General features: G+C 32.2%; 24 protein-coding genes and 1 other annotated feature. Of the genes, 22 read left to right on the forward strand and 2 right to left on the reverse strand.

From position 1 onward, the window contains the following. Positions 1–207 precede the first annotated feature (207 nt). From I6U48_RS17455 to I6U48_RS17535, 17 genes are all read left to right on the forward strand, one after another. The gene (locus tag I6U48_RS17455) at positions 208–1728 is read left to right on the forward strand and encodes a spore germination protein (RefSeq protein ID WP_218321749.1); all 1521 of its coding nucleotides are present in this window, start codon (positions 208–210) and stop codon (positions 1726–1728) included. Between the two features lie 5 nt (positions 1729–1733). Continuing rightward, positions 1734–2888, forward strand: a complete 1155-nt coding sequence (locus tag I6U48_RS17460) for a Ger(x)C family spore germination protein (RefSeq protein WP_218321750.1) — start codon at positions 1734–1736, stop codon at positions 2886–2888. 5 nt (positions 2889–2893) lie between these two features. Beyond that, a complete protein-coding gene (locus tag I6U48_RS17465; protein WP_218321751.1) occupies positions 2894–3103 on the forward strand; it encodes a hypothetical protein in 210 nt (69 codons plus the stop codon). 7 nt (positions 3104–3110) lie between these two features. Beyond that, complete coding sequence (locus I6U48_RS17470) at positions 3111–4193, forward strand: GerAB/ArcD/ProY family transporter (protein WP_218321752.1); 1083 nt, start codon at positions 3111–3113, stop codon at positions 4191–4193. Positions 4194–4309: 116 nt separating this feature from the next. Next, on the forward strand, positions 4310–5020 hold the full coding sequence (locus tag I6U48_RS17475; protein WP_218321753.1) for a GntR family transcriptional regulator: 711 nt from the start codon (positions 4310–4312) through the stop codon (positions 5018–5020). 241 nt (positions 5021–5261) lie between these two features. Continuing rightward, complete coding sequence (locus tag I6U48_RS17480) at positions 5262–6788, forward strand: transglutaminase domain-containing protein (RefSeq protein WP_218321754.1); 1527 nt, start codon at positions 5262–5264, stop codon at positions 6786–6788. A gap of 134 nt (positions 6789–6922) precedes the next feature. Then, positions 6923–6976: a sequence feature (sodium ion sensor (DUF1646 type); this cis-regulatory element may regulate processes involved in with the transportation of sodium ions), on the forward strand. A 154-nt stretch (positions 6977–7130) separates the two neighbouring features. Beyond that, positions 7131–8447: an electron transport complex subunit RsxC gene (rsxC, locus tag I6U48_RS17485; RefSeq protein ID WP_218321755.1), complete on the forward strand. Its 1317-nt coding sequence runs from the start codon at positions 7131–7133 to the stop codon at positions 8445–8447. A 19-nt stretch (positions 8448–8466) separates the two neighbouring features. Beyond that, positions 8467–9399 carry an RnfABCDGE type electron transport complex subunit D gene (locus I6U48_RS17490; protein WP_218321756.1) on the forward strand — a complete coding sequence of 311 codons (933 nt, stop codon included), beginning with the start codon at positions 8467–8469 and terminating at the stop codon, positions 9397–9399. Further along, entirely contained in the window at positions 9400–9972 is a 573-nt protein-coding gene (locus I6U48_RS17495) for an RnfABCDGE type electron transport complex subunit G (protein WP_218321757.1), read from the forward strand. Further along, positions 9972–10646, forward strand: coding sequence for an electron transport complex subunit RsxE (gene rsxE, locus I6U48_RS17500; protein ID WP_218321758.1), 675 nt, complete (start codon positions 9972–9974; stop codon positions 10644–10646). The genes I6U48_RS17495 and rsxE overlap by 1 nt, the downstream gene beginning before the upstream one ends. A 29-nt stretch (positions 10647–10675) precedes the next feature. After that, a complete protein-coding gene (gene rsxA / locus I6U48_RS17505; protein ID WP_218321759.1) occupies positions 10676–11254 on the forward strand; it encodes an electron transport complex subunit RsxA in 579 nt (192 codons plus the stop codon). A gap of 16 nt (positions 11255–11270) precedes the next feature. Continuing rightward, positions 11271–12062, forward strand: a complete 792-nt coding sequence (locus tag I6U48_RS17510) for an RnfABCDGE type electron transport complex subunit B (protein ID WP_218321760.1) — start codon at positions 11271–11273, stop codon at positions 12060–12062. Positions 12063–12785: 723 nt separating this feature from the next. Beyond that, positions 12786–14726 (forward strand): FUSC family protein, encoded by a 1941-nt coding sequence (locus tag I6U48_RS17515; RefSeq protein WP_218321761.1) that lies wholly within the window; start codon positions 12786–12788, stop codon positions 14724–14726. Between the two features lie 183 nt (positions 14727–14909). Then, positions 14910–15611 (forward strand): 4Fe-4S double cluster binding domain-containing protein, encoded by a 702-nt coding sequence (locus tag I6U48_RS17520; protein WP_218321762.1) that lies wholly within the window; start codon positions 14910–14912, stop codon positions 15609–15611. 26 nt (positions 15612–15637) lie between these two features. Then, entirely contained in the window at positions 15638–16351 is a 714-nt protein-coding gene (locus I6U48_RS17525; protein WP_218321763.1) for an SDR family oxidoreductase, read from the forward strand. Between the two features lie 105 nt (positions 16352–16456). Then, complete coding sequence (locus I6U48_RS17530) at positions 16457–16720, forward strand: DUF3795 domain-containing protein (RefSeq protein ID WP_218321764.1); 264 nt, start codon at positions 16457–16459, stop codon at positions 16718–16720. 48 nt (positions 16721–16768) lie between these two features. After that, positions 16769–17260, forward strand: coding sequence for a VOC family protein (locus I6U48_RS17535; RefSeq protein WP_218321765.1), 492 nt, complete (start codon positions 16769–16771; stop codon positions 17258–17260). 337 nt (positions 17261–17597) lie between these two features. Here the strand turns inward: I6U48_RS17535 and I6U48_RS17540 are convergent, their stop codons facing one another. Then, positions 17598–17960: a sulfite exporter TauE/SafE family protein gene (locus I6U48_RS17540; RefSeq protein WP_218321766.1), complete on the reverse strand. Its 363-nt coding sequence runs from the start codon at positions 17958–17960 to the stop codon at positions 17598–17600. Positions 17961–18028: 68 nt separating this feature from the next. Then, positions 18029–18694 carry a GntR family transcriptional regulator gene (locus tag I6U48_RS17545; RefSeq protein ID WP_218321767.1) on the reverse strand — a complete coding sequence of 222 codons (666 nt, stop codon included), beginning with the start codon at positions 18692–18694 and terminating at the stop codon, positions 18029–18031. 213 nt (positions 18695–18907) lie between these two features. Here I6U48_RS17545 and I6U48_RS17550 point away from each other — a divergent pair, with 213 nt between their 5' ends. The 5 genes from I6U48_RS17550 to I6U48_RS17570 all read left to right on the forward strand — a co-directional run bounded on the left by I6U48_RS17550 (position 18908) and on the right by I6U48_RS17570 (position 26885). After that, entirely contained in the window at positions 18908–21466 is a 2559-nt protein-coding gene (locus tag I6U48_RS17550; RefSeq protein WP_218321768.1) for a RyR domain-containing protein, read from the forward strand. Positions 21467–21925: 459 nt separating this feature from the next. Beyond that, the gene (locus I6U48_RS17555; protein ID WP_218321769.1) at positions 21926–22549 is read left to right on the forward strand and encodes a DUF4867 family protein; all 624 of its coding nucleotides are present in this window, start codon (positions 21926–21928) and stop codon (positions 22547–22549) included. A 46-nt stretch (positions 22550–22595) separates the two neighbouring features. Next, positions 22596–24077 carry an L-fucose/L-arabinose isomerase family protein gene (locus tag I6U48_RS17560; protein ID WP_218321770.1) on the forward strand — a complete coding sequence of 494 codons (1482 nt, stop codon included), beginning with the start codon at positions 22596–22598 and terminating at the stop codon, positions 24075–24077. Positions 24078–24185: 108 nt separating this feature from the next. After that, positions 24186–25682 (forward strand): xylulokinase, encoded by a 1497-nt coding sequence (gene xylB, locus I6U48_RS17565; protein WP_218321771.1) that lies wholly within the window; start codon positions 24186–24188, stop codon positions 25680–25682. Positions 25683–25706: 24 nt separating this feature from the next. Next, complete coding sequence (locus tag I6U48_RS17570) at positions 25707–26885, forward strand: ROK family transcriptional regulator (RefSeq protein WP_218321772.1); 1179 nt, start codon at positions 25707–25709, stop codon at positions 26883–26885. Positions 26886–26906: the final 21 nt, after the last annotated feature.

The following is a 26906-nucleotide window of genomic DNA, read 5'->3' on the forward strand; positions in this document are numbered from 1 at the left end:
CAATACAACCTCATATTTTATTTAAAGGGAAAATAGTATTGGAATCCAATCATAAGTTTATTTTTGAAGAATGTTAAATTAATATGATACCTAAATAGCAATATGGTTATTATCAAGTAAAATTACAAATAATAAACAGAAATATAGGGAAGTTGATTATGTGATGATTTAATAAATTCCTATATATGAATAGAGGTGATAGGGAATATGTTTGAAAAAGCTTGTGGTGAGGACTCTAAAAATATGATAACTTTGACTAAATCGCTAGAGGAAAACATATCAATATTTAAAAGTATTTTCGCTGGAGATGAAATGTTAATTATAAGAAGAATTCAGAATAAATATTTGCCAGCGGCAAAATGCTGTGTAATATATTTCGAAGAAATGATAAAGGGTGAACTTCTTAATAGCAATGTAATACGTCCTCTTTTAAGTAATAACTTAACTGAGAATATAGCTGCTGAAAAGCTTTTAGAGGAGATTCAATATAAAGTGATTATGGCAAATAATGTGAGAATGGTAGGTGAAATTAATCAAATAACTGAACATATGATATACGGCAGCGTAGTTTTCTTACTAGAAGGATATGACAAAGTACTTGTTATAGATGCAAAGGGTTGGCAGGCAAGGAGCATAACTGAACCAGAGTCAGCAAGGGTTGTTCGTGGACCAAAGGCAGGTTTTACGGAGACAATAGATTTAAATATATCATTAATTAGGCGTATAATAAAAAACCCGAGTCTAAAATTTAAATTTAAGAAGATAGGTGAAAGAACCCATACTAGAGTTTGCATTTGTTATATTGAAGGGTTGGCATTACAGTCCATATTGAAAGAGCTTGAGAGGCGTTTGGATCAGATTCAAATAGATGCAGTCTTAGATTCAGGATATATTCAGGAGTTAATAAGAGATGCGCCATTTTCACCCTTTGAGACTGTAGGTTATAGTGAAAAGCCAGATATTATTGCAGGTAAAATACTAGAAGGAAGAATTGCCATTTTAGTTGATGGAAGTCCATTCGTATTGACAGTGCCGTTTATAATTGTTGAAGCTATTCAGGCTAGTGAAGATTATTATAATAATTATATTTTTGCATCTATCAATAGATTACTTAGGGCTACCTCTACTATATTGTCTATATCTATTCCTTCATTGTATTTGGCAGTTGAAGCCTATCATCAGGAAATGCTTCCAACTCCTTTACTATTAAGTGTTTCAGCGGGTATACAGGGAGTACCATTTCCTACAATATTATCATTAATTATTGTGTTAGCAATATTTGATTTGCTAAGAGAAGCGAGTGTGAGAATGCCTGCACCGATAGGGCAGGCTATTAATATAGTAGGAACATTGATATTAGGGCAGGCATTAGTAGAAGCAAAGCTTGTAAGCACTATTGTTATAATTATAACTGCTTTATCAGGAATATTATCACTAATGAATATTACTCTGGCTGGAGCGACAATTGTTATTCGTACCTTTTTATTGCTGTGTACTTCATTTTTAGGCATATATGGATTTTTGTTTGGCATTATTTTGGTTATTATTCATTTGATGAATATAAGGTCTTTTGGAGTGCCATATATGATGGATACTACAACAATTAAAGAACACAATTTTCAGGATACGTGGATACGTGCACCGTGGTGGGAAATGACTTTAAGGCCTAAAATTATAGGCTCTAAAAATTTAACAAGACAGTTAATAAAAAGGAATAGAGGGAAATAAAATATATGAAAAAAGTAAAATCTATTTTACTTTCATCAATGATTTTTTTGAATTCAATATTATTTACAGGTTGTTGGAATTACAGAGAAACCGATAAATTATCTATTGTTGCAGGAGCTGCAATAGATAAAGATAAGAGTGGAGAAATTTCTATGACAGCAGAAATTTTAGAATTTAGTAATGAAAGAGAGTCTAAGGCATCACCTAGAAGAGTAACAATTAAGGGGAAAACAGTATTTGATGCTGCTAGAAATGGTGTGTCAGTAATAGGAAGAAAGTTATATTGGAGTCATGCAAAAGTTTTCATTGTAAGCGAGCAGGTAGCTAGAGAAGGAATTTTAAAGGTTGTAGATTGGATTGTTAGAGATTCGGAAACAAGAGCTAATATAAATATATTAGTCGCCAAAGGGCATTCAGCAAAGGAAATATTGAAATGCCCTAGAGATAAGAATGAGGCTAGATCTTTTCAACTAGAAAGAGCTATTGTTAACCAGAGATCAACATCAAAAGCCACTAGAATACAAGCATGGGAGATTGTAAATAATATGTCGCATAAAGGAGTATCTGTAATAGTTCCCGTGGTTGAACTGGAAAGTGAAATTGGTAAGGAAGGTCCAAATGTAGTTGGAACAGCAATTTTTAAAAAAGATAAGCTTGTAGGTTTTTTAAATGGTGAAGAAACAAAGGATATGCTTTTTGTTCAAAATAAGGTGAAAGGAGGAGTACTAGTTCGAGTAGAAGGTAAGAGTAACAAAGAGATTCCGGTTTCTTTAGAAATATTTAATAGCAAAACTAAAGTGAAACCTGTTATATATGATAATAACATTACGTTTAATATAAATATCAATATAACAGCAGCAATAGATGAGATTGGCGGAAGTAAAGATTTTATTGATGAGAGTGGTCGTAAAGAGTTGGAAGAGTCATTTGAGAATATGTTAAAATCAAGAATTGAAAGATTAATTGCACGAATGCAAAAGGAGTATAATGCAGATATATTTGGATTAGGAATAAAATTAAAGGAGGATAATCCTAAAGAATGGAAAAAAATTGAGGATAGGTGGGAAGATAGTTTTCAGAATGTCTATACAAATGTAGATGTAAGCATATATATACGAAATAGTGCAATATTATCAGAGCCATTGGAGATAGGGGAGTAAGCAATATGTTATTATTGATAATTATTTCATACACAGCTATGGGATTTTATGAGTTTATACCATTGTACAAGGAAAAAAAGTGGAAAGATCTTAAAATAAATGCAGCTTTATTTTTGAGCTCTTGTATAGTAGCTGTATTGCTAGGCCTTAAAGTTTATATACCAAGCCCAGCAAAGCCAATACAGGACTTGATTATTTCAGTTTTTGGAAAGTAGGGAAGCCATGTATAAGGAACAAATTAATGATAAGGAAGGAATTTGTCTTTTAATGATTTTTATTATGGGAAGTACATTGATTGTTGGGATCGGTGGAGAGGCCAAAAATGATGCATGGATAGCTGGTATTTTAGCAATTCTTATGGCAGTTCCAATTATATTAGTGTATGGGAGAATCCTTTCGCTTTTTCCAGGAAAGGATCTGTATGAAATTCTTAATATATTATTAGGAAGGATTCTTTCAAAAATAGTGGCAGTGATATATATATGGTATTCTTTTCACTTAGGAGCATTGGTTATTCGTAATTTTGGAGAATTCATAAATACTGTAACTATGCCAGAAACGCCTATGATTGTACCAATGATTTGTTTAGGATTAGTTTGCATCATTGCTACTAAGTCAGGGATTGAAGTTATGGGAAGAATTAGTGCAAGTGTACTCCCAATTTTATTAATAACCATATTAATAGTCCAGCTATTAGCGATACCTATTACTAATTTCAGCTTTCTTAAACCAGTTCTAGGCAATGGATTTAAAACTATTTTAGGTGGTGCTTTTTCTGCTTTTTCATTTCCTTTTGCTGAGACAGTATTATTTATCGGGATATTATTCTCTTTAAAGAATCAAAAATCCTATTATAAAGTATATAGCTTGGGCCTATTTTCTGCAGGAATTATTATTGTGATTTTGACAATGCGAAATATAGTTTTGCTCGGAGAACTCTCCGGAAAGGTTTACTTTCCTTCACATATGGCAGTAGGGATGATAAAAATAGGAGAATTTATAGAAAGAATTGAAGTTTCAGTTTCAGTATTATTTGTTTTCGGAGTCTTTATAAAAACCTCAGTATGTTTATTAGTTGCATGTAAGGGTATATCTAATATATTTCATCTTAACGATTATAGGTCAATTGTAATGCAAACAGGGCTGTTAATGGTATATTTCTCTTATATAGTATACAACAACACTATGGAAATGAGATTTTGGGCTTTTAAAGTATATGACCATTATTCTTTTCCATTTCAAGTAATTATACCAATACTACTTCTTTTAACGGCAGAAATTAAAACACGTAACAATAGGAAATAAATTAAATGAAAATAGCTTTAGAATATGCATATCGAAGTTAAAATTGTAAGAAATTAAAAGTGGTATAAAAATTATATTTGAAGAAATAAATAGACTTTGAGTGTTATTATATTGACTTGAAATCGTATAAAATATACAATGCTAGTATGATGATTAATATTGATAAAAACTTAAGATCAGAGTTAACTCGAAGAAAAACTACGCCAACAATTGTAGCGGATATATTACGTACAGCTATTCTAAAAGGAGAATTAAAGGGAGGCCAGCAGCTTATACAGGCAGACATTGCAGAACAATTTGGAATGAGCAGAATCCCTGTTCGTGAAGCATTAAAACAACTTGAAATGGAGGGACTTGTAAAGCAATATCCTAATAAGGGAGCTGTTATTTCTGAGTTAAGTGCCGATGAAGTTCAAGAGATATATGAAATTAGGTCACTTTTGGAGACTGGTGCAATAAAACTTTCTATTGAAAACCTAAGTGAAGAAGACCTAGAGCAAGCTGAAAATTTATTAAAGGAAATTGATAGGGCGGAAGACGTTAATAAGTGGATCGAACTTAATTGGGAATTTCATTCTTGTCTTTATGCACCTGCAAATCGTCCAAGACTGCTATCTATTGTAAATAATTTACACATTAACGTAGGACGTTATATCCGCATATATTTAGGTATGATGAATTTTGAAGAAAAATCACAGGAAGAGCATTACAAGATACTTAATGCTTGCAAAGAAGGAAATGCACAGGAGGCGGCGAATCTTATAGAGGAACATTTAAAAAATGTATCAATGACTCTTGTGTCTTATTTGAACGAAAGAAACAAGTAATAGGAAAGGAAGAGTATTGCAGAGAATAATAAATTAGTTTGATTTCAAGAAAAGCTTCTATACTTAAAACAGAAGCTTTTTGTTATGGGAAAATTTATATTGGATACAGTATAAGACGTGAATACAGTAAAATTTAATAAAAGCTTTAATCATAGATTATATTTATTATTACATACTGAGAAATTAAAGGTATTTGTGGTATAATTATGAGCAAGATTAATTTATTAAAGGAGGAGTTTTTTTGAATTGTAAATCTGTAAAAAATGTAGTTAAGATTTTTATTATAGTAGCTATGATTTTACTACCTATACAAGTACAAGCTATGGAAGTAGGTAGCAGAGGAGCTATTAGTATAAGTCAAGAATATATAAACACAAGTCTTCCTAAAAGTGTAAGAATAGCTACTGCAATAACTGTACAAGCTTCTGTGGCCCAAGCCCCAAATACCAGTACTGCATATTTGTTATCTGATCTTGAAAACATAATAAAAAGCAATATGTATAATAGAAATACAAGCTTTACAGTTTACTATAAAGGGAATACTTCAAGCTTGAAATCAGATATAGAATATGTAGTTAATGGCATTTTGGATCGAGATGATTATTTAAAGTATTCCTATGCGGGATATGGCTTCAAAGCTGATGGTTATGAAAATGATGTTACTATAAACTTTTCGTTTAAATATCTAACAACAAAGTCACAAGAGGACTTTGTTGATTCAAAAGTGAATAGCATATTAGGTCAAATTATTGATTCTAGTATGACCAATGACCAAAAGGAAAAGATCATTCATGATTATATTGTAAAGAATGTCCAATACGATATGTCACTTACAAGATATAGTGCTTATGATGCTTTGTATGAAGGTAAAACTGTGTGTCAAGGATATGCATTATTGACATATAAAATGCTAAGCAATGTTGGAATTGAAACTAGAATTGTTACAGGAAGTGCTAATAATGGTCAAGAAACAGAAAGTCATGCTTGGAATCTTGTTAAAATAAATGGCAACTGGTATCACTTAGATTGTACATGGGATGATCCAGTTCCAGATGTTGCAGGTAGAGTTCGATATGACTACTACAACTTGACAGATAGCAAAATGGAATTAGATCATACTTGGGATCATTCAAGTTATCCTAGTGCTACTACAGTTTATGAAGAACCCTCTGCACAGACATCTGTTTCAGGAGTAGTACTTTCCAGTGAAAGTCTATTGCTTAAAGTAGGACAAAGCTCTTCTCTTAAAGCTACTGTAACACCTACATATGCAGATAATAAAAACCTTTATTGGGAATCAAGCGATACTGGTATTGTTACTGTAGATAGTTATGGAAACATTAAGGCATTAAAAGAAGGTAGTACAAAAGTATCCGTAAAGACAGAGGATGGAGGGTATACTGATAGCTGTGAAATTAATGTAGTATCAGGTGATGGAGTAAATATTGATTTTTTAACTTACAAAAATTGGAGTGCCGGTTCTAGTGTAGCTAAGAATAAAACTTGGAGTATAAAATTCACTAACCCTTTTGATGCATCTACTGTGAATAATGGTACTATATTAATATATGAAAAATTTAACAGTCTACTATATCCTATAAAAAATATATTAATTAGCTACAATGACAACAATGATACTATATATGTTAGCCCATCAAATGAATATTCAGTTGGAAAGACTTACTACTTAGTTATAACACAAAATGTTTTATCAAAAGATGGAAAAGCTATTCCAAAGCCTATTGTACTTACATTTAATGTTCAGTAGTATAGGCCGTCCACAACTGACACTTAATTTATAAAAATTACATTATGGAAGAAGTGGTTTTATTTTAAATTTGAATTATTGTAAATTGTGTGTTATATTCTTTATGGAATACGATTAATATAATATAGTTGAGCGGTTGGACAAAATTATGCTTGGTTCCAAGAAATTTGTTTCTAGGGTGGGAAACTCTTAATTGAGTATCTCACTTTTATTTTTTTGTATTGCACAGTATTTGAATTCTATTAGGTGAAACATTGGTTAAATCCGATTTTTACTTATGGAATTAGGCTACTTTAAGTTATTCTTTGAAAAAGTATATATTTATACAAGGGAGGTTTATTTATGACTATATTGACTTTCAAAAGAGGTATTCATCCCCCACATGGGAAATATCTTACTGAAAATAAAGTTATTGAAGAATTATTTCCAAAGGGATTGTTAATATATCCAATGGCACAGCACATAGGAGCTCCTTGTACTCCTCTAGTAAAAAAAGGGGAAAGAGTGTTAGTGGGACAAAAAATTGGTGAGGCTAATGGTTTTGTTTCATCACCAGTGCATAGTTCTGTTTCTGGAACAGTAGAAAAAGTTATTGAAATGCCTACATCTAGCGGAAATAAGACTATGTCTGTAATCGTTAAGGATGACAAACTTTATGAAGAGATAGAAATGCCGAGGCCTAAAGATTATCATGAGCTATCTAAAGAAGAGATAATAAATCTTATAAAAGAGGCTGGAGTAGTAGGAATGGGTGGAGCAGCTTTTCCAACCCATGTAAAGTTAATGCCTCCGCCAGACAAAAACATTGATTCTATAGTGATAAATGCTGCAGAGTGTGAGCCTTATTTAACCTGTGACCATAGACTAATGATTGAAGAGACTAGTGAGATAGTTGAGGGGTTAAAGGTACTATCCTTCTTGTTTCCACAGGCGAAAGTATATGTTGGAATTGAAGATAATAAGATGAATGCAGTTCGAATAATGAAAAAAACGTTAAAGGATATACCTAAGATGGAGGTGTCCCTTTTAAAGACAAAATACCCTCAAGGAGCTGAAAAACAGCTGATATATGCTGTTACAAAAAGAGAAGTTCCTTCAGGAAAGCTGCCTGCAGATGTTGGGTGTATTGTACAAAATATCACAACTGTTCGTGAAATATACAATGCGGTAGTGCTTGGAATACCGGTTATGACAAGGGTTGTTACTGTAACTGGAGAAGCTGTTAAAAATCCTAAAAATCTAAAAGTGAAACTTGGTACATCTTGGTCAGAACTTATAGAAGCCTGTGACGGATTTAAGGAAGAGCCTATAAAAATTATAGGGGGAGGACCAATGATGGGAATGACTGTATCCTCACTAGAAGTTCCAACTGTTAAGGGAACCTCAGGAATACTTTGTCTAACTAAAGCGCAAGCAGTTATGCCAGAGGAATCAAGCTGTATAAGATGTAGTAGATGTGTACAAGTTTGTCCTATGAAGTTAACACCAAGCTTCCTTGATTCTTACTCAAGAAGAAAAGAGGACGAGGCCTTTGAAAAACTTCATGGTATGGATTGCATTGAGTGTGGATGCTGTACTTTTTCATGTCCAGCTAAGCGTCATTTAGTACAATCTATACGTACAGCAAAGAGAAGAATTATAGCAAATAGAAAAAAATAGATTAAGGAGTGACATTATAATGATTAAAACAAATTTTGCATTATCGTCATCCCCACATATTCGTGATAATGATTCAACAAAATCAATTATGAAGGATGTAGTAATTGCCTTAATGCCAACAACTATTGCGGGAATATATTTTTTTAAAATACAAGCTTTACTTGTTATATTAACAATGGTTTTATCTTGTGTCCTTACAGAATATGCATGGCAAAGGTTTACAAAACGTCCTATTACTATCGGTAACTATAGTGCAATAGTGACTGGACTTTTACTTGCCTTCAATGTTCCACCGACTTTACCTTTATGGATGGCAGTGGTAGGCAGTGTTTTTACTATTCTTATAGTTAAAGAGTTCTTTGGAGGTATAGGGCAGAATATAGTTAACCCAGCACTTGCTGGAAGAGCTTTTTTACTTGCTTGTTACCCTGTTGCTATGACTACCTGGAAAATAGATGGACTTAGTTCTGCCACACCACTTGCAATTTTAAAATCAAACCAGGGAACATTGCCAAGCTTATATAATGTCTTTATAGGAAATGTAGGAGGATGTATAGGGGAAACTTCAGCCTTAGCATTATTAATTGGTGCTGCTTACCTTTTTTATAAAAGAATTATTACATGGCATATACCAGTGTCTTATATAGGCACAGTTTTAATACTGACAACTGTTATAGGCAGACATGGTTTAATGACTGGAAATGGTATTTATGAAGTGCTTGCTGGTGGTCTTATGCTAGGAGCTTTCTTCATGGCAACAGACTATACTACTTCGCCAATGACAGCTGCTGGACAAATTGTATTTGGTATGGGCTGTGGTTTTTTGGCAACAGTAATTCGTATTTTTGGAGGTTATCCTGAAGGGGTATCCTACTCTATATTAATTATGAATTTGTTCGTTCCGTTAATAGATAAATATGTAACTCCAAGAGTATTTGGGGAGGTGAAGTAATTGAAGGATAAGGAAATAATTAAGTTAGGATTAATTCTTCTAATTATTGCCTCAGTTGCAGGTTTTATATTAGCAGGTGCATATTCGGTTACTAAAGCACCAATAGAAAATCAAAATATCAAGACCAATAAAGAGGCTATGAAAGAGTTAATTACAAATGCAGACGACTTTAAAAAAGTTCAAGGCGTTGAAGAAAAAAATGTTTTGGAAGTTAACGAAGCCATAGCAAATTCTAAAACTATAGGATATACTATAAAAGTTTCTACCAAAGGATATAGTGGAGAAATACAAACTATGGTAGGTATTTCTGCTAAAGGAGAAGTTACAGGAATTAAAATATTGTCTCAGACTGAGACTCCAGGACTTGGTGCCAATGCAGTACAGCCAAAGTTTTCAGGACAATATAAAAACAAGCCTATTGAAAATGCCTTTGAAGTAGTAAAGCATGCTGTATCAAAGTCAAATGAAATTGAAGCAATGACTGGTGCTACAATTACTTCAAAAGCAGTTACAGATGGAGTTAATGAGGCTGTAGATTACTACAAAAATAAGTTAAAAGGAGGACAAAAATAATGGTAAGCATTAAGGAAAGACTTAAAAATGGTATTTTTACTGAAAATGCAATATTTGTACAGGTTTTAGCAATGTGTCCTACTTTAGCTGTTACTACAAGTGCAAAAAATGGTATAGGAATGGGACTTGCATCAACAGTAGTATTAATGGGTTCTAATTTTGTTGTATCCCTTCTTAGAAAATTTATACCAGATAAAATACGTATACCTAGTTTTATAGTTGTAATAGCAGGATTTGTTACTCTTATTCAATTCTTAATGGAAGGGTTTGTACCTTCATTATATAAGTCTCTTGGCTTATTTATACCGCTTATTGTTGTTAACTGTGTTATTCTTGGAAGAGCAGAAGCTTATGCATCTAAAAATGATCCTGTTTCTTCAATATTTGATGGATTAGGACAAGGAATAGGTTTTACCTTGGCTTTAGGAGTAATAGGAATTATAAGAGAAGTTTTGGGTACTGGTAAAATATTTGATTTTCAAGTTACTCCAGCTTCATATGAACCGGCTTTAATTATGATACTTGCACCAGGTGCCTTCTTTACAGTAGGAATTTTGATGGCTCTTCTTAATTATTCAAAACTTAAAAAGACTGGAAAAGGAAATAAAAGAATTTCTGATTTTGAAGGTTGTGCACATTGTCCAAATAAATCTGCATGTTCCTCTATTAAATAAAAGTTTATTCAAGGAAAGGATGTTTAATAATGAAACTATTTTATTTAGTTATCGGAGCGTTATTTGTGAATAACTTTGTAATGTCAAGATTCTTGGGGATATGTGCCTTTCTTGGAGTTTCTAAAAAGATTGAAACTGCAAAGGGAATGGGAATCGCAGTTACCTTTGTTATGACTATTGCATCGCTTATCACTTATTTGATTAGTAATTTTATATTAATACCGTTAAATATAACATATTTAACAACTATGGCGTATATATTAGTTATTGCTTCACTGGTACAATTTGTTGAAATGGTAATAAGAAAGACAAGTCCATCACTTTATTCTGCCCTTGGAATATTTCTTCCTTTAATTACAACAAACTGTGCTATCCTTGGAGCTGTATTAATTAATGTTCAAGAAAAATATACTCTAATAGAATCTTTAGTTTTCGGAGCTTCTTCAGGTCTTGGATTTATGCTTGCAATAGTTCTGCTTGCAGGACTTAGAGAGAGAATGGAATTTAATGATAAGATACCTGAAGCTTTGAAGGGATTACCAATAACCTTAATAACAGCTGGAATAATGTCAATAGCGTTTCTAGGATTTCAAGGATTAATACACTAAGAGGAGGTGTCTGTAAATGGAATTATTATTAGCTGTGGTAACTTTAGGGGGACTAGGGTTACTATTTGGAGTAGTTTTAGGATATTCATCTAAGAAATTTGCTGTGGAAGTAGATGAAAGAGTACCTCTGATAAAAGAATGCCTACCTGGGGCAAATTGTGGTGGCTGTGGTTATGCAGGTTGTGATGCTTATGCTCAAGCTATTGTTGATGAAATAGCTGCTGCAAATTGTTGTGCTCCAGCAGGAGCTGCTGCTGCTGAAAAAATCGGAGAAATAATGGGAGTATCTGTTGATGTAGAAGAAGCTAAGGTTGCTTTTGTAAAATGTAAAGGAACCTGTGATAAAGCCAAGGAAAATGGAAGCTATTATGGCATAAGGAGCTGTATTGATGCAGTGAATATACCTGGTGGAGGCTCAAAAGCTTGTGAATTTGGGTGTTTAGGAATGGGAAGTTGTGTTCAGGTTTGTAAGTTTGATGCGCTTAATATTATAAATGATATTGCAGTAGTAGATGAAGAAAAGTGTATAGGCTGTGGCGCATGTGTAAAAACCTGTCCTAAAAAGGTTATAGATCTAATACCAGTATCAAAGAAAGTTGAAATAGGCTGCAATTCAAAGTCAAAAGGTATAGAAGTTAAAAATAACTGCAGTGTGGGATGTATAACTTGTGGTCTTTGTGCAAGAAACTGCCCTGAAAAAGCTATTGAAATGGTTAATAACCTTCCGATTATACATCATGAGAAGTGTGTAGGATGCGGAGTTTGCTTAGAGAAATGTCCTACTCATGTCATTATCGATAGAAAATAGCGTTGTTACATTAAGTGGTAATACTATGAATTTAATTTGGATGCTTATAACAGCTAAATTTAAAAAGTAGATTAAAGAAGGCAAGAAGATTGCTATTTAGTATCTAAAAATTAAATTACAATACATTGTGAAAATTAAGGGTTATCTCAAAATAAAATGGTTTGAAAAATTATTTTATTTTGAGATAGTCTTTCTTTTATTTATATATAAAAGGTAAAACTATTAACTGAATATATTTAATAATGCTTGAAATTATATCTTTTATTTAGTAAAATATAGTTTCTGTATATATAGATACCAACAGCTGATACTTAACTTATACTATGAGAATTATCGGTAATAATTGGAATATGTAAACATATTTCTAGAGGACAAAGGACATAGGACAAAGGATAGTGAAGGTAAGTTTTCTTCCTTACGTCAGAAAGCTAATTTATTTTTTAGGCTTGTTTTGTGAGTGTAAAACATCGCTTATTCAAATACTCAGAAAGTAGAAGTTTCTTTTAAATTAAAGATTTTTCGTAGTGTAGCGGAGAAAAATCCTCCTTTACTGTCTTATGTCAATTGTCCTCTGTCCTCTAAAAAATATTTAATTTGTGTTAACTGTTACCAATAAATATTTTTTTAAGTTAATTTTCGGCCGTGGATATCTATATTAATTTTGTCAGTATTAACATAGTGAATTTAAAGTGAAAAATAGTTTATAGGAAAGAAGGGTCGAGAATGTCAAAGATTAGAGTAAATTCATCCGCAGGCAGTCCTTTGTTGATAATAATAAAACAAGCATTTCAGATTAGAAAAGGACCTTTTCCATGGAATAAAGCTATAAGTGCTGCACTATGTGCAGGATTTCCAGTAGTTATTGGTATTTTATTAGGTCAACTACGTTTGGGTCTATTAGGTGGAATAGGTAGCTTTTCATACCTATATGTTTTTAATGAGCCATATGCAGAACGCGCAAAAAAAATATTTTTTGTTGTTATTGGTATTAGTCTTTCTGTTGCTTTAGGGACTTTAATGGCACCTTATCCAATGCTTATTGTTTTTACAGTAGGATTGATTGGAGCAATTACTACTTTTATATTTGGTGTACTTAAAATACCAGGTCCAGCATCGATATTTTTTGTCTTAAGTTTTATAATGACCACAGGAATGACTATTGACCCATCATCAGCACCAATTCGTACTGCAGTAGTATTTATGAGTGGTTGTTTTTCGTGGATAGTTAGTATGGTGGGATGGTTCTCTAATCCGCATGGACCTGAAACAAAGGCGATTAAGGAAGTATATTTAGCCTTAGAGGCATTTAGTAAAGCTACTGGTAATGAAAATATTAATGATGCTCGACAACGTACTGTTAATGCTTTAAGAGAATCAGAAACAACACTTTCAATAGGGCATATTTCATGGAAGAATTCATTCTTTTTTAATAGATTAGTTCTTTTAAATGAACAAGCTAATAAGTTATTTCTAGAAATGCTTGAGCTGTATTCTAATAGAAATTCTAAGTTACCAGAAGAATTCGTAAAGATGATAAGAAAATTATCTGTAGGAATCGAATTGAAAGATGGAGATACAATTAAGATTGATCCAGTAGATGAGAAACTAGATGAGGAGTATCATAAGCTTTTAGAGATAATATATGATATTGAAGCCATTCTTAATCTACCATTATCTTATATTGGACATAGCATAAAGATTTCAAAACCTTCACTGAAAATGAGGTTTACTAGAGCTTTCAATAAAGATTCAATAGCGTTCATTAATGCAGTTCGATTTGGAATTGTTCTTTCAATATCAACTATTATAGCTTTTAGCTTTCCGTTTATAAAACCTTATTGGATTACATTATCTTGTGCTGCTGTTATGTTAGGCTCAACTATTTTGTCTACCTTTCATAGAGCAATTCAACGTTCCTGTGGTACTATTGTTGGGATAATTTTGGCTATTACCATTTTTAATTTACATCCACAAGGTTTCATGATAGTCATAATTAATATGTTTTTAACAGTAATGACAGAACTTTTTATTGCGAAAAACTATGCTGTGGCAGCTATTTTTATTACGCCGAATGCTTTACTTATAGCAGAAGCTTCCACTCAAATAAGTAACATTTCCTACTTTGCAATGGCACGTATTACAGATATTATTATCGGGTCTATCATCGGATTAATTGGAACATATATAATTGGACGTCGTTCAGCTTCTAGCAGATTGCCGGATTTGATGGTAAAACTAATACGTAGTCAGGCAAGAGCATTGGTTAGATTAAAATCTAATGGCAAAGGAAATAATAGCGACAACATGAAGTGGATAAGAGAAAAAATGAGCATAAATCTTACAAATTTTAAAATGGCCTACACTACAGCTTTAGGTGAAATTCCGAATAATCAAGAAATGCTTGAATTAATGTGGCCTGTAGTTTTTTCTCTGGAACATGTTAGCTATTTACTTGATAATGCCTCCGCAACAAAGGGATATTTAAGTTTATCAGACGAAAATCTAGCACAGCTGCTGCTTGTATTTGAAACTATGGCAACATCTATTGAGCAAAGGCTACCAATACAGCCTAAAAAAGTTCCTATTATGGATGAGATACCAAAGATTTGTATAGAACTTAATGCACTTCAGAATGCATTAAATATAAAAAATATGTGGGTATAAAATTAGAAAAAATTTTTTCTGATTTTATACCCATATGTTTTTTGAACTATATGCTTTGAAAATAATGGGGCTGAAAGTATATGGGATTTAACTTACAGATGTGGTATATTAAAGTTATTTAGTATAAGTTTATTGTTGGCCATGGATGCCTATAAATTTATAATATTACGAGGGGGAATGGAGATGAATGATTTAAATAAAATCATAACAGAAGCTTTATTAAAAAAAGGAGCATCACTCGTTGGTTTTGCACATTTAGGCGATATAGAAGAAGAAAAAACTGGAGGATTTAGATATGGAATTTCAATTGCAGTTGCTTTAAATACCGATATAATGTCTCGTATAGAAAATGGTCCCACAAAGGAGTACTATTCAGAGTATGGAAGACTTAATAATTTGTTAAATGAACTTGGAGAATGTGCAGCTGATATTTTAAAGTCTTATGGATATAAAGCGTTGCCAAGAACGACGAAAGTTGTAAAACAAGATGAAGAAAGCTTAAGTACAATATTGCCACATAAAACTGTGGCCACAAGGGCAGGACTTGGCTGGATTGGAAAATGCGCATTACTTGTTACAAAAGAATTTGGATCTTTAGTAAGATTGACAACTATATTAACAGATGCAGAGTTAGAAGTGGGAATTCCTATAAACGAGTCTCAATGTGGCAATTGCAGTGAATGCCAGAAATATTGCCCGGGAGATGCGATTAAAGGAGTAAATTGGAAAGTAGGATTAAACAGAGATGATTATTATAATGCATTTAATTGCAGCAAAACTGCACGAAAGTTATGTGATAAAATTGGAATAAAAGAGAGAATATGCGGAAAATGTATAATTGTTTGTCCTTGGAGTAAAAAATACTTAAAATCAAAAATGGGATAACTATGTAATTATGTGGAGGTGATAGGATGAGCTATTGGGAAAATAAATGTGTTATTGTTACTGGAGGAACATCTGGATTAGGAAGAAGTTTAGTCTTAAAATTGGTAGGTCTAGGTGCTAAAGTTGCTTTCTGTGGAAGATCTAAGGAAAAAATGAATGACGTGATGAATGAAATAAAATTAGAAGAAAGTAAAGCTTACGGTGAAACTTTTGATATTACTGAAGAGGATAAAATTATTTCATTTATAGGAAACGTAGAAGGAGAATTTGGAGGAGTAGATGTATTAATTAATTGTGCAGGAGCTAATAGCGCTAGATCAGCTGTTGAAGATATCAAGGTTGAGGATATTAATTTTATGTTTAAGTTAAACACTATAGCGCCATTGGTATTTACAAAAGAATGTTGCAAATATATGAAAGCAAAGCAAGAAGGTTTGATTGTAAATATACTCTCAACATGCTGCTTGTATTCAAACGAAGGAACAGGAGCTTATACAGCAACAAAAAGTTCATTAGATGGCTTGACTAAAGTGTTAAGAAAAGAAGCAAGGAAAGATAATATAAGAGTTTGCTCGGTTTATCCTGGTGGAATAAATACTCCATTTAGGACACAGGTAAGAGAAGAATATTTGAGTCCGGATAACACTGCAGAAGCAATATTAAAAGCACTTGATATAGATAAATCTGTTGCCTTAGATGAAATAGTGCTAAGACCATTTATTGAGGCGAACTATTGTTAATAAAAAATATGGAAGAGGAAACTTGGACTTGTTTTTTGATCTAGGCAATAGTATTTTATAACATACTTAAAGAATGTTATTGAATTATAAAGTGGAGGAATAAAAATGATAGAATCAAGATGTGGAATTATATGCTCAGAGTGTAAGTACAAGGAACAAATGAATTGCAAAGGTTGTGTGCATATTAGTAAACCCTTTTGGGGAGAACAGTGTCCAGTAAAGTTTTGTTGTGAAGATAAAGAACTTTCACATTGTGGACAATGTAGTAGTTTCCCTTGTGATCTATTAAAACAATTTGCATATGATAAGGAACAGGGAGATAAGGGAAAAAGAATAGAACAATGTAAAAAGTGGGCCTTTGAAAGTTAAAATATGATGTAGTTTATTTGTGAGAAAATAATTAAGGAGGGGAATGGAATGAAATTTATATGCCCATTAATAACGGTTGAAGATATTAATGTTTCAAGGTTGTTCTATGAAAAACTACTGAATCAAAAGGTTAAATATGATTTTGGTGAAAATGTATCTTTTGAAAGTGGTTTTGCAATTCATTTAAGGTCACACTTCTCTCAACTGATTGATAATAAAATAATTACCAAAGCCAGTAATAGCTTTGAACTTTACTTTGAGCATGATGATGTAGACTCATTTGCAAAAGAATTAAAAAACAATAAGGTTGAACTTGTACATAATACAAGAGAACAACCATGGCGACAAAAAGTAGTCCGATTTTATGATCCAGATAAAAATATAATTGAAGTTGGAGAATCAATGGAGTTTCTCTCATTTCGTTTATCTGAGGAAGGTAAAAGTATTGAAGAGATATCTAGCATTACAGGTTTAGCAAAGGAATTTGTTAAGGAATCTATTGCAAAAATGAAGAAATCTGAGAACAAAATTTGTACATAATTTATAATTGTTGTGCATCAAAAAAAGCAAGAAGCTTAACTAATTTAGGTATTTATATGCATGTAGCAGTAAATTGAAAAATGATTATGCAGAGAATGAAACCAGAAAGTAGACTTATACGCAGGGGTATGTTTTCAAAGCTGAAAGCACATATAAAAACTTTTTTATCAATCTTAGCGAAGTATTTTAGAAAATCTTAGAACCTTTGATATGTTTGAGGTACGAGTTTATCAAAGATTCTTAGATTTTCAAAATACTGAGATGTAGATTGATTAAAAGTTTTTATAGTGCTGAAGCTTGGAAACATATCACGGAGTATAAGTCTACTTTCGGTAAATTACTTTCCAAAGAAGGTTTTTATTCCAACTAATATAATAAAAACTCCAAAGGCTTTCTTCATCACATCAACAGGGAGCATATTAGCGAACTGTCCACCAAATTTTCCCCCAATTAGCATCGCAAGACAGATGATAAGGCCAGCACGTATATTGGTATTTCCTTTTTTATAATATTCTATTAATGCGAACATACCAACAGGTGGAATCATTGCAACTAAAGAAGTACCTTGAGCCTTTAGTTGTGAGAATCCAGCAAGAAGCGTTAACCCTGGTATTATAACAACGCCTCCTCCTATTCCAAATAATCCACTTAAAACACCTGCAACTAAACCAATTATTATGTAAATCATTGAACCAGACATAAAACTTTCCCCCTTTATTATAATTCGTTGGATGTGTTAACAATATAAACACATTAGTTAACTTATTTTTATTTATCTATTAATTTTTGTATATGTGACAAATCATCTTCTATATGTTTAAGCATGCTCTCGGAAGCTTTTTTTATATCTCTTCGTTTCATAAATTCAAGAATTTCAACATGTTGAGCATGGATTTCATCACATCTATTCTTTTCGCTTAGATTTATAGTCCTATAAAAGTAAATTAAAGAATTTAAAGTATTTAATTGATTTTGAATGCGAGTGTTTTTACTATATTTAAGAATTAAGTCATGAAATTGCGTATTAATTAAAATAATATTCTCATCCCAGTCAGGATCAGTTTTTTCTAGAACATTTTCAGCTTTTTTTAAAACCATTTCTAGTTCACTAAGTTCATCATCATTAGCTCTCTCTACAGCTAATCTTACGGCCATAAATTCAAGTGCCTCCCTACATTCAAAGAGTTCAGCCACATCTTCCTTTGTTGGTTCATATACTTTGAATCTTTTTCCGTCTTTTATAAGTAATCCTTCCTTTTCTAAAGATCTTAGTGCTTCTCTTATTGGACTTCTGCTTATATTAAATTGTTCAGATAGTTTGGTGTCAGAAATATTTTCACCACTTTCAAATACTTTATTAAAAATCATTTGTTTAATGCTTTCATAGGCTTGCTCATAATATGATTTTTCTTTTTTTATTATAAATTTATTCATATTAGTAATCTCCTCAAGACTTATTGTATAGTTTTAATTAATTAAATTACATACAGTCGACGTCGACTGTATTAATAACATTATAATAGATAGAAATTTTTAAGGCAATATTGTAAATCCACATATGAGAATTTAAGGTTGTAAATTAGATGAATTTGAGATATTATTTATAAATATATATTTAAGATTATAATATGGAAGGAAGTGAAGGTTATGGATAACAAAAGTTTAAAGATTGTTGTAACGGGGGATATATGTATAAATTCATTACAATGGGTAACAGAACCACAAAATAATAAAGGGTTAAACTGGCAGTCACACTTAAATGTGCATAATGTTTTAAAATCGGGGGAGTCTTTACTTTTAGCAAAACTTGTAGCTTTAGCTACAGAAGCTTCTATATATTCACCTAAGATAGATGATATTGAAGCAAATCTATCGAAAGATTTTCTTCGATCAACAGCAGAGTTAGAGCTTTTTCCCGTATCTGCCGATGAAAAGAAGAATGATAAGGTATATAGAGTAAAACGCTTTTTAGGTTTTACTGGTCCATTTTCCGATACTCCAAAATTACTTCCTATAGCTAATGATGATGCTAATGCTGACATAGTTATAATAGATGATGAAAATAATGGATTCAATTCTAATGAAGAATTTTGGCCTTTAGCCCTGAAAGCGCCTGAAAAACGTCCAATAATTTTGTATAAAATGAACAATCCCATTGGTTCTAGCGCACTTTGGAGACAACTAGAAGAAAATCATGTTGAAAAAACAGTAGTTATTATAAATGGAGAGGACTTGCGTTCAAAGGGAGTTAATATAAGTAAAAGCCTTTCTTGGGAAAGAACAGCTCAGGAGTTTTTATGGCAAATACACAATAATCCCAACCTTTCTTTTCTTGCTAATTGTCATCACCTCATAGTGCCTTTTGGTCTTGAAGGTGCTATCTACTATAGAGATGAAGGAATAAATGAAGCGTATCTATATTTCATACCTTATGAATCAGAGGGCGGATCTTTTAAGGATTCTCAGGGTAAAATGTATGGACTGACCTCTTGTTTTGTAGCTGGACTTGCACGTAGTATTGCTTCAGAAAGCTATAATGATGAAGATTTATCTTCATTAATAGGAGAAGGAATACGTGAAGGAATTGTTGCGTCACAAAAATATTTTGTTAATGGCTTTGGAAAAAATGTTGAAGAATTTCAGTTTCCAAACCCCAAGATATTCACTGAAGAAAAAAAAGACTTTATATATAAAGATTTAATCCAAGACGTTAAGATACCGAATAAGGAAAACAATAATTATTGGTACATTCTAAGAGATAAGAGTTCAGCTAATCTAGCTGAAATAGCCTATGATATTGTCAAAAATGGAGTAAAGGATGCACTTAAGTCTATACCCATAGCACAGTTTGGAAACTTACAAACTGTAGATAGAACAGAAATTGAAAGTTATAGAAGTATTAAAAACCTTATGTGGGAATACATTTGTACTAAAAATACAGTTAGGCCGCTTTCTATAGCGGTATTTGGAACTCCAGGATCAGGAAAATCTTTTGGTGTAACAGAAATAGCTGATAGTATTGCTCCAGAAGTAATTGAAAAGCTAAATTTTAATTTATCACAATTCAGAACACCAGCAGATTTAATTAGTGCTTTCCATAAAGTGAGAGATTCTTCGCTAAAAGGTAGAATTCCATTAATATTCTTTGATGAATTTGATTCTGCGTTCGAAGGAAAATTAGGATGGTTAAAATACTTTTTAGCACCAATGCAAGATGGAGTGTTTATGGAAGGTGATTCTATACATCCAATAGGAAAGGCTATTTTTGTATTTGCTGGGGGAACAAACAGTACATTTAAAGAGTTCCTTGGCGAAGATATAGAAGATGAGAATGAAAAGAAGCAATTTTTAATAGAATTTAAAGGAGCTAAAGGCCCGGACTTTACAAGTAGATTAAGAGGATATGTAAATATTCTAGGGCCAAATCGAACAGATGAAAAAGATCAGTTGTTTATAATCAGAAGGGCAATGCTGTTGCGTTCATTATTGGAACGTAAGGTACCTCATCTTATAAATGACGAGGGAGAAGCACAAATTGATAATGGTGTACTAAGAGCACTATTAAAGATTAGAAGATATAAACATGAATCAAGATCAATGGAAGCAATACTAGAAATGAGTATGTTAACTAATGCAAAAATTTGGGAACAATCTGATTTGCCATCCAAAGAACAATTAAAACTGCATGTAGATGAGGAACAATTCTTAAGACATCTAATGCATGATGCTTTTTATAGTGAAAAAATAGAAAGCCTTGCAATAGAGATTCATAATAAATATAGGATGATTAATGAAGATAATAAAAATGAAGATGTAGTGGATTTTATTGTTCCTTGGGATAATCTTAGTGACGAATTTAAAAATTCTTGCAGAGAGCAGGCTATACACATTCCCAATTCTTTGCTTAAAATTAATTACGACATTGTTTCTGTTAAGGAAAATCCTAAAGTTATAGAGTTCACTAGAAAAGAACTGGAGATTTTAGCTAAAGAAGAGCATACACGGTGGTATCGACATAGAAAAAGGAATGGATGGAAGTATGGAACAGTTAAGGACAATTCTCAGAAAACTGATCCAGGACTTGTATCGTGGGATAACCTACCAGAAGAAAAGAAAAATAAAGCTTATCAAATGGTTAAGGTTTGGCCAGAAATATTGGCAAAATCAAATTTTAAGTTAGAACGATTGAAATTTTTACCTAATTAATAAAGTGATTGTATTGTATAAAAGTATATAGCTTGTAACTAAACTGTTATGGTAGCTATATGCTTTTATATTTTACATTACAGCCCTAGTCTATTTTCTTTTATTTCTTTTCCACTTAAGCTCATAGAAAGCTTATAATGAAATTTATGCATGCCTTGCCTTTCATAAAATCTATGAGCATCTAATCTCAATTAATTTGGATTATTATTTTTGCAATAAATAAAAGCTGATTTTAATTTTTAATGCGGCATTATTCAACTAACGGAGGGCATACAATTACTTTTTAATATGGTTTTATAAAAAAACTTTATAAAGTGAATTTACAAAGTTTAAAAGTGATGATATACTAATATCAGAAAATAAAAACAAGTCAAAATAAACGATAGTATTTATGAAAACGACCTCATAAACTAACTTTAAATTATAGCAAGTAAAAATTAAGCGAAAGGTAGAACGTATATGATTATTAGAAAAGTTACAGACAAAGAATTCAAAAAGTATGGACAAGTTTTAAAAAATTATGACTGCTTTGAACTAATTGAAAAGATGAAAGAAACACCATTACCAAGTGATGTAATATATGAACCGTCAGTTAAAGACTTAGAAGTTCTAAAAATTGCTGAAGAGTTAAGAGTAAGAGAATTTGGTGAATTACCAATTCAAATAGGATACTGTAATGGTAACAATCACGTATTAAATGCAGTAGAGTATCATCGTTCATCCGAAATAAATGTTGCAGTAACTGATCTTATTTTACTTATAGGTTATCAACAGGATATTGAAGAGGATTTTACATACAATACCTCAAAAATAGAAGCTTTCTTTGTCCCAGCGGGCACAGCGATAGAGGTATATGCAACAACTCTTCATTATGCACCTTGTAATGCAAATGATGATGGATTTAAGTGTGTTGTGGTATTACCAAAAGATACAAATTTAACTTTGGAAAATAAGATTGAGAAGATTGGTGAAGATGCTTTATTATTTGCTAAAAATAAATGGTTAATTGGCCACAAGGATAGCACTTTAGGTGATCAAGGAGCGTTTATAGGTCTAATTGGAGAAAATATTTCAATAAAATAAAAAATGTAATAAAATAGAATTTTATAATAAATTGGAGGAATATATTATGAAGAATATACCACAAGTAAAATTAGGAATTGTTGCAGTAAGCAGAGACTGCTTCCCAATGGAGCTTTCTGTTAATCGTAGAAAAGCTGTAGTAGAATCTTATAAAAAATCCAATAAGGATATTTACGAATGTTTAACAACTATTGAAAATGAAAAACATATGGAAAAAGCATTAGCAGAAATTAAAGAAGCTGGAGTAAATGCACTTGTAGTTTACCTTGGAAACTTTGGACCTGAAACTCCAGAAACTTTGCTTGCAAAAAAATTCGATGGACCAGTAATGTTTGTTGCTGCAGCTGAGGAAAGAGGGGACAACTTAATTAATGGTCGTGGAGATGCTTATTGTGGAATGTTAAATGCCAGCTACAATTTAGCACTTCGTAACATAAAAGCATATATTCCTGAATATCCTGTAGGAACAGCATCAGAAGTTGCAGATATGATTGAAGAATTTGTACCAGTTGCTACTGCATTACTTGGATTAAAAAACTTAAAAATTATATCCTTTGGACCTCGTCCACAAGACTTCTTAGCTTGTAATGCACCAATTAAACAATTATATAATTTAGGTGTTGAAATTGAAGAAAACTCGGAGCTTGATTTATATGCAGCATTTAATGAACATGCTAATGATCAAAGAATTCCAGAAGTTATAGCTAGCATGGAAAAAGAATTAGGTGAAGGAAACAAAATGCCTGGAATCCTACCAAAGCTTGCTCAATATGAAATTACACTATTAGACTGGATGGAAGCGCATAAAGGTTCAAGAGAATTCGTTGTTTTTGCAAATAAATGTTGGCCATCCTTCCAAACACAATTTGGATTTGTACCTTGTTATGTAAATAGTCGTTTAGCAGCAATGGGAATTCCTGTAGCTTGTGAAGTTGATATTTATGGTGCTTTAAGTGAATATATTGGAACATGTATAAGTCAAGATGTTGTAACATTACTTGATATTAATAATACAGTACCGGCTGATATGTATGAATCAGAAATCAAAGGCAAATTTGATTATACATTAAAGGATACATTTATGGGATTCCATTGTGGAAATACAGCTGCTTGTAAGCTAACAAGAGGAACTATGAAGAACCAAATGATTATGGCAAGGGCACTAGAACCAAATCAAGAACCAAACATAACTAGAGGAACTCTTGAAGGAGACATTGTTCCAGGAGAAATCACATTCTTCCGTTTACAAAGCAATGCAGACGCAGAGTTAACAGCATATGTGGCAGAAGGAGAAGTTTTACCAGTTGCAACTCGTTCTTTTGGATCTATTGGTATTTTTGCAATTCCTGAAATGGCAAGATTCTATCGTCATGTACTAATAGAAAAGAGATATCCACACCATGGTGCAGTTGCATTCGGACACTATGGAAAAGCAATTTTTAACTTATTTAGATATTTAGAAGTTAAAGAGTTAGGATTCAATCAGCCAAAAGGGGTGCTTTATAAAACAGAGAATCCTTTTAAATAATATATATAATTATTAATAATTCCCTATTAATAACATTTTAAGATAGAGACAGTAATTTTAAACTGTCTCTATCTTACTATAAAGAAAATGTGAAAGGAATAGATATTTATGAATTTTTTAGGAATAGATTTAGGAACTTCTTCTGTTAAGATTATAATAATGAATGAAATAGGAAAAGTTGTTGAAAGCGTTTCAAAAGGCTATGAAGTTAGTTATCCAGAAGTAGGATGGGCTGAGCAAAATCCAGAAGATTGGTGGAATAGTACTAAAGCAGGAATTAAAGAATTACTAAGCAGAGGCAATATAAAAGCAGAAGATATTAGTGGAATAGGCTTCAGTGGACAAATGCATGGATTAGTTTTATTAGATGAGAATGATAATGTTCTGATGCCTGCTATTCTATGGTGTGACCAAAGGACACAAAAACAATGTGACTATTTAAATAATGAGTTTGGTCAAGAAAAGCTTTCAAAATATACTGGAAACAAAGCTTTAACAGGTTTTACAATTCCCAAAGTGCTATGGGTTAAAGAGAACAGACCGGAAATCTATGGCAAGATATCACATATGATGCTGCCAAAAGATTATATAAGTTTTAAACTTACTGGCAATTTTGCATCTGATGTATCCGATGCATCAGGGACAGTAATGTTTGATGTAGAGAATAGAAAATGGTCAAAGGAAATGTTAGATTTATTAGAAATAAAAGAAGCAGTTTTACCAAAGGTTCATGAGTCTTGGGAAGTTACAGGAAAAGTTTCTGAAGAAGCTGCTAAGGAAACAGGACTATCAACAGAAACCTTAGTAACTGCAGGAGCAGGAGATCAAGCTGCAGGTGCAGTTGGAACGGGTACAGTAGATGCAGGAATTTTATCAGTTGCACTCGGAACTTCCGGAGTAGTTTTTGCTTCTGATGAAAAATTCGCTGTAGACAAAGATAATAGACTTCATTCTTTCTGTCATGCAAACGGCAAATGGCATCAAATGGGTGTTATGCTTTCTGCAGCTGCCTCACTTCAGTGGTGGGTAGATAATGTTAATTCAGATATAGAAGGAGATATTTTTGAAAAGTTGCTTTCTGAAGCAGAAAATGCACCTATAGGCAGCAATAGATTATTCTTTTTACCGTATCTCATGGGAGAAAGAACACCTCATAGTGATCCGAATGCAAAAGGAAGCTTTATAGGTTTAAACATAACTCATAAAAGAGGAGAAATGACAAGAGCTATTCTTGAAGGTGTTTGCTTTGGACTTAGAGATTCCTTGGAAATATTAAAAGACTTAAAGATTGAAGTAAAAGAAGTAAGAGTTAGTGGTGGTGGCTCTAAGAGTAGACTTTGGAGGCAGATACTTGCAGATATATTTGATTTAGAAGTAAATGTGATAAATTCAAAAGAAGGTCCAGCTTATGGAGCAGCAATACTTGCAGCAGTGGGCTGCGGATTATATGGCAGTGTAGATGAAGCTTGCAGGGTATTGATAAACATAACAGATAAAGTAGAGCCAATAAAGGAAAATGTTGAAAAGTATAATAAGTTCTATAATGTATATTCATCGCTATATGATTCTTTAAAAGATAAATTTGAAGAAATAAGTAAATTATAGGGGTAACTTAAGCGGTGATATAAAATGAACAAATTAAAAGCAATAGATCAAGAAACTATAAAAGTGTTGAATCAAAAAAAGATGCTTCAGCTATTGTATAGAAATAAGAAGCTTACAAAGCAAGATATATCTCAAGCTTTAAATGTAAGCATTCCCACGGTTATAAGCAATGTTAAGGAACTGATAGAACAAGGCTTTTTAGAAGAATCAGGAGTTGCAGAATCTACTGGAGGGAGAAAACCTACAATTATTAGGTTTCTTCCAGATTCCAGATATTCTTTTGGTGTATGCATTACAAGGGGGAAAGTTAGGATTATAATAGTAAATCTGTACTTTGATATAATTGCAGAGAGAGCAATTAATATTCCTGAAGAGCTAAATGATTTTGAAAGTTTAATTTTAGATATAAAAAAAGAAATGGATTCTATTTTAAGTGATTTTAATATACCTAAAGATAAAGTATTAGGATTAGGCTTTGCATTACCTGGTACGGTTAATGAGAAGAAGATGCTCTTAGAGAATGCTCCAAATTTTAAGTTGAAAAATATATGTTTTAAGGATTATAAAAATACTTTTGAATATCCCTTGTATATTGAAAATGAAGCCAATACTTCAGCTTCAGCGGAAGCATTTATTAATTTCAATAACACTTCAAACAGTTTGGTTTTTGTATCTATTACGGAAGGCATTGGAACGGGGATAATAATAGGGGAAAGTCTGTATAAAGGCTATAATAAGCGCGCAGGTGAATTGGGCCATATGACTATTGTAAAGGATGGTAAACAGTGTAACTGTGGGAAAAAGGGATGTTGGGAACTATATGCATCCCAAAAATCATTAATTAATGAGTATAGAGAGGTTTTTAATATAGAAAATAAGAGCTTATCTTATTTTTTAAACTTAGCAATAGATGATATAAAGGCTAAGGAGATACTTGATAGGTATCTAGACTATCTTGCAGAAGGTATAAAAAATATAATTCTCATGTTAGACCCTCGCAATATAATTATAGGTGGAGAAATATCAAACTATAAAAATTTAATCGACCTAGAATTGAAAAAGAAAATATTTAAAGAGAATAGCCTTTATAACGACGATGATCGCAAAGTTTTATTTTCAAATTTAGATGGAAATGCAGCTGTATTTGGAGCGGCTTTAATGCCAATGGAGAAATTATTTTTTATAAGTGATAAGGTAATTTAATTATAGATACCCACGGCCGAC

The sequence above is a fragment of the Clostridium thailandense genome, from assembly GCF_019207025.1.
Classification (GTDB): domain Bacteria; phylum Bacillota; class Clostridia; order Clostridiales; family Clostridiaceae; genus Clostridium_AM; species Clostridium_AM thailandense.

Coding starts and splice junctions, on each gene's coding strand:
- xylB (WP_218321771.1), top strand. CDS start 24,186: ATGAATTTTTTAGGAATAGATTTAGGAACTTCTTCTGTTAAGATTATA.
- I6U48_RS17560 (WP_218321770.1), top strand. CDS start 22,596: ATGAAGAATATACCACAAGTAAAATTAGGAATTGTTGCAGTAAGCAGA.
- I6U48_RS17510 (WP_218321760.1), top strand. CDS start 11,271: ATGGAATTATTATTAGCTGTGGTAACTTTAGGGGGACTAGGGTTACTA.
- rsxA (WP_218321759.1), top strand. CDS start 10,676: ATGAAACTATTTTATTTAGTTATCGGAGCGTTATTTGTGAATAACTTT.
- I6U48_RS17465 (WP_218321751.1), top strand. CDS start 2,894: ATGTTATTATTGATAATTATTTCATACACAGCTATGGGATTTTATGAG.
- I6U48_RS17530 (WP_218321764.1), top strand. CDS start 16,457: ATGATAGAATCAAGATGTGGAATTATATGCTCAGAGTGTAAGTACAAG.
- I6U48_RS17570 (WP_218321772.1), top strand. CDS start 25,707: ATGAACAAATTAAAAGCAATAGATCAAGAAACTATAAAAGTGTTGAAT.
- I6U48_RS17470 (WP_218321752.1), top strand. CDS start 3,111: ATGTATAAGGAACAAATTAATGATAAGGAAGGAATTTGTCTTTTAATG.
- rsxC (WP_218321755.1), top strand. CDS start 7,131: ATGACTATATTGACTTTCAAAAGAGGTATTCATCCCCCACATGGGAAA.
- I6U48_RS17490 (WP_218321756.1), top strand. CDS start 8,467: ATGATTAAAACAAATTTTGCATTATCGTCATCCCCACATATTCGTGAT.
- I6U48_RS17525 (WP_218321763.1), top strand. CDS start 15,638: ATGAGCTATTGGGAAAATAAATGTGTTATTGTTACTGGAGGAACATCT.
- I6U48_RS17515 (WP_218321761.1), top strand. CDS start 12,786: ATGTCAAAGATTAGAGTAAATTCATCCGCAGGCAGTCCTTTGTTGATA.
- I6U48_RS17540 (WP_218321766.1), bottom strand. CDS start 17,960: ATGTCTGGTTCAATGATTTACATAATAATTGGTTTAGTTGCAGGTGTT.
- I6U48_RS17535 (WP_218321765.1), top strand. CDS start 16,769: ATGAAATTTATATGCCCATTAATAACGGTTGAAGATATTAATGTTTCA.
- rsxE (WP_218321758.1), top strand. CDS start 9,972: ATGGTAAGCATTAAGGAAAGACTTAAAAATGGTATTTTTACTGAAAAT.
- I6U48_RS17460 (WP_218321750.1), top strand. CDS start 1,734: ATGAAAAAAGTAAAATCTATTTTACTTTCATCAATGATTTTTTTGAAT.
- I6U48_RS17550 (WP_218321768.1), top strand. CDS start 18,908: ATGGATAACAAAAGTTTAAAGATTGTTGTAACGGGGGATATATGTATA.
- I6U48_RS17555 (WP_218321769.1), top strand. CDS start 21,926: ATGATTATTAGAAAAGTTACAGACAAAGAATTCAAAAAGTATGGACAA.
- I6U48_RS17545 (WP_218321767.1), bottom strand. CDS start 18,694: ATGAATAAATTTATAATAAAAAAAGAAAAATCATATTATGAGCAAGCC.
- I6U48_RS17455 (WP_218321749.1), top strand. CDS start 208: ATGTTTGAAAAAGCTTGTGGTGAGGACTCTAAAAATATGATAACTTTG.
- I6U48_RS17520 (WP_218321762.1), top strand. CDS start 14,910: ATGAATGATTTAAATAAAATCATAACAGAAGCTTTATTAAAAAAAGGA.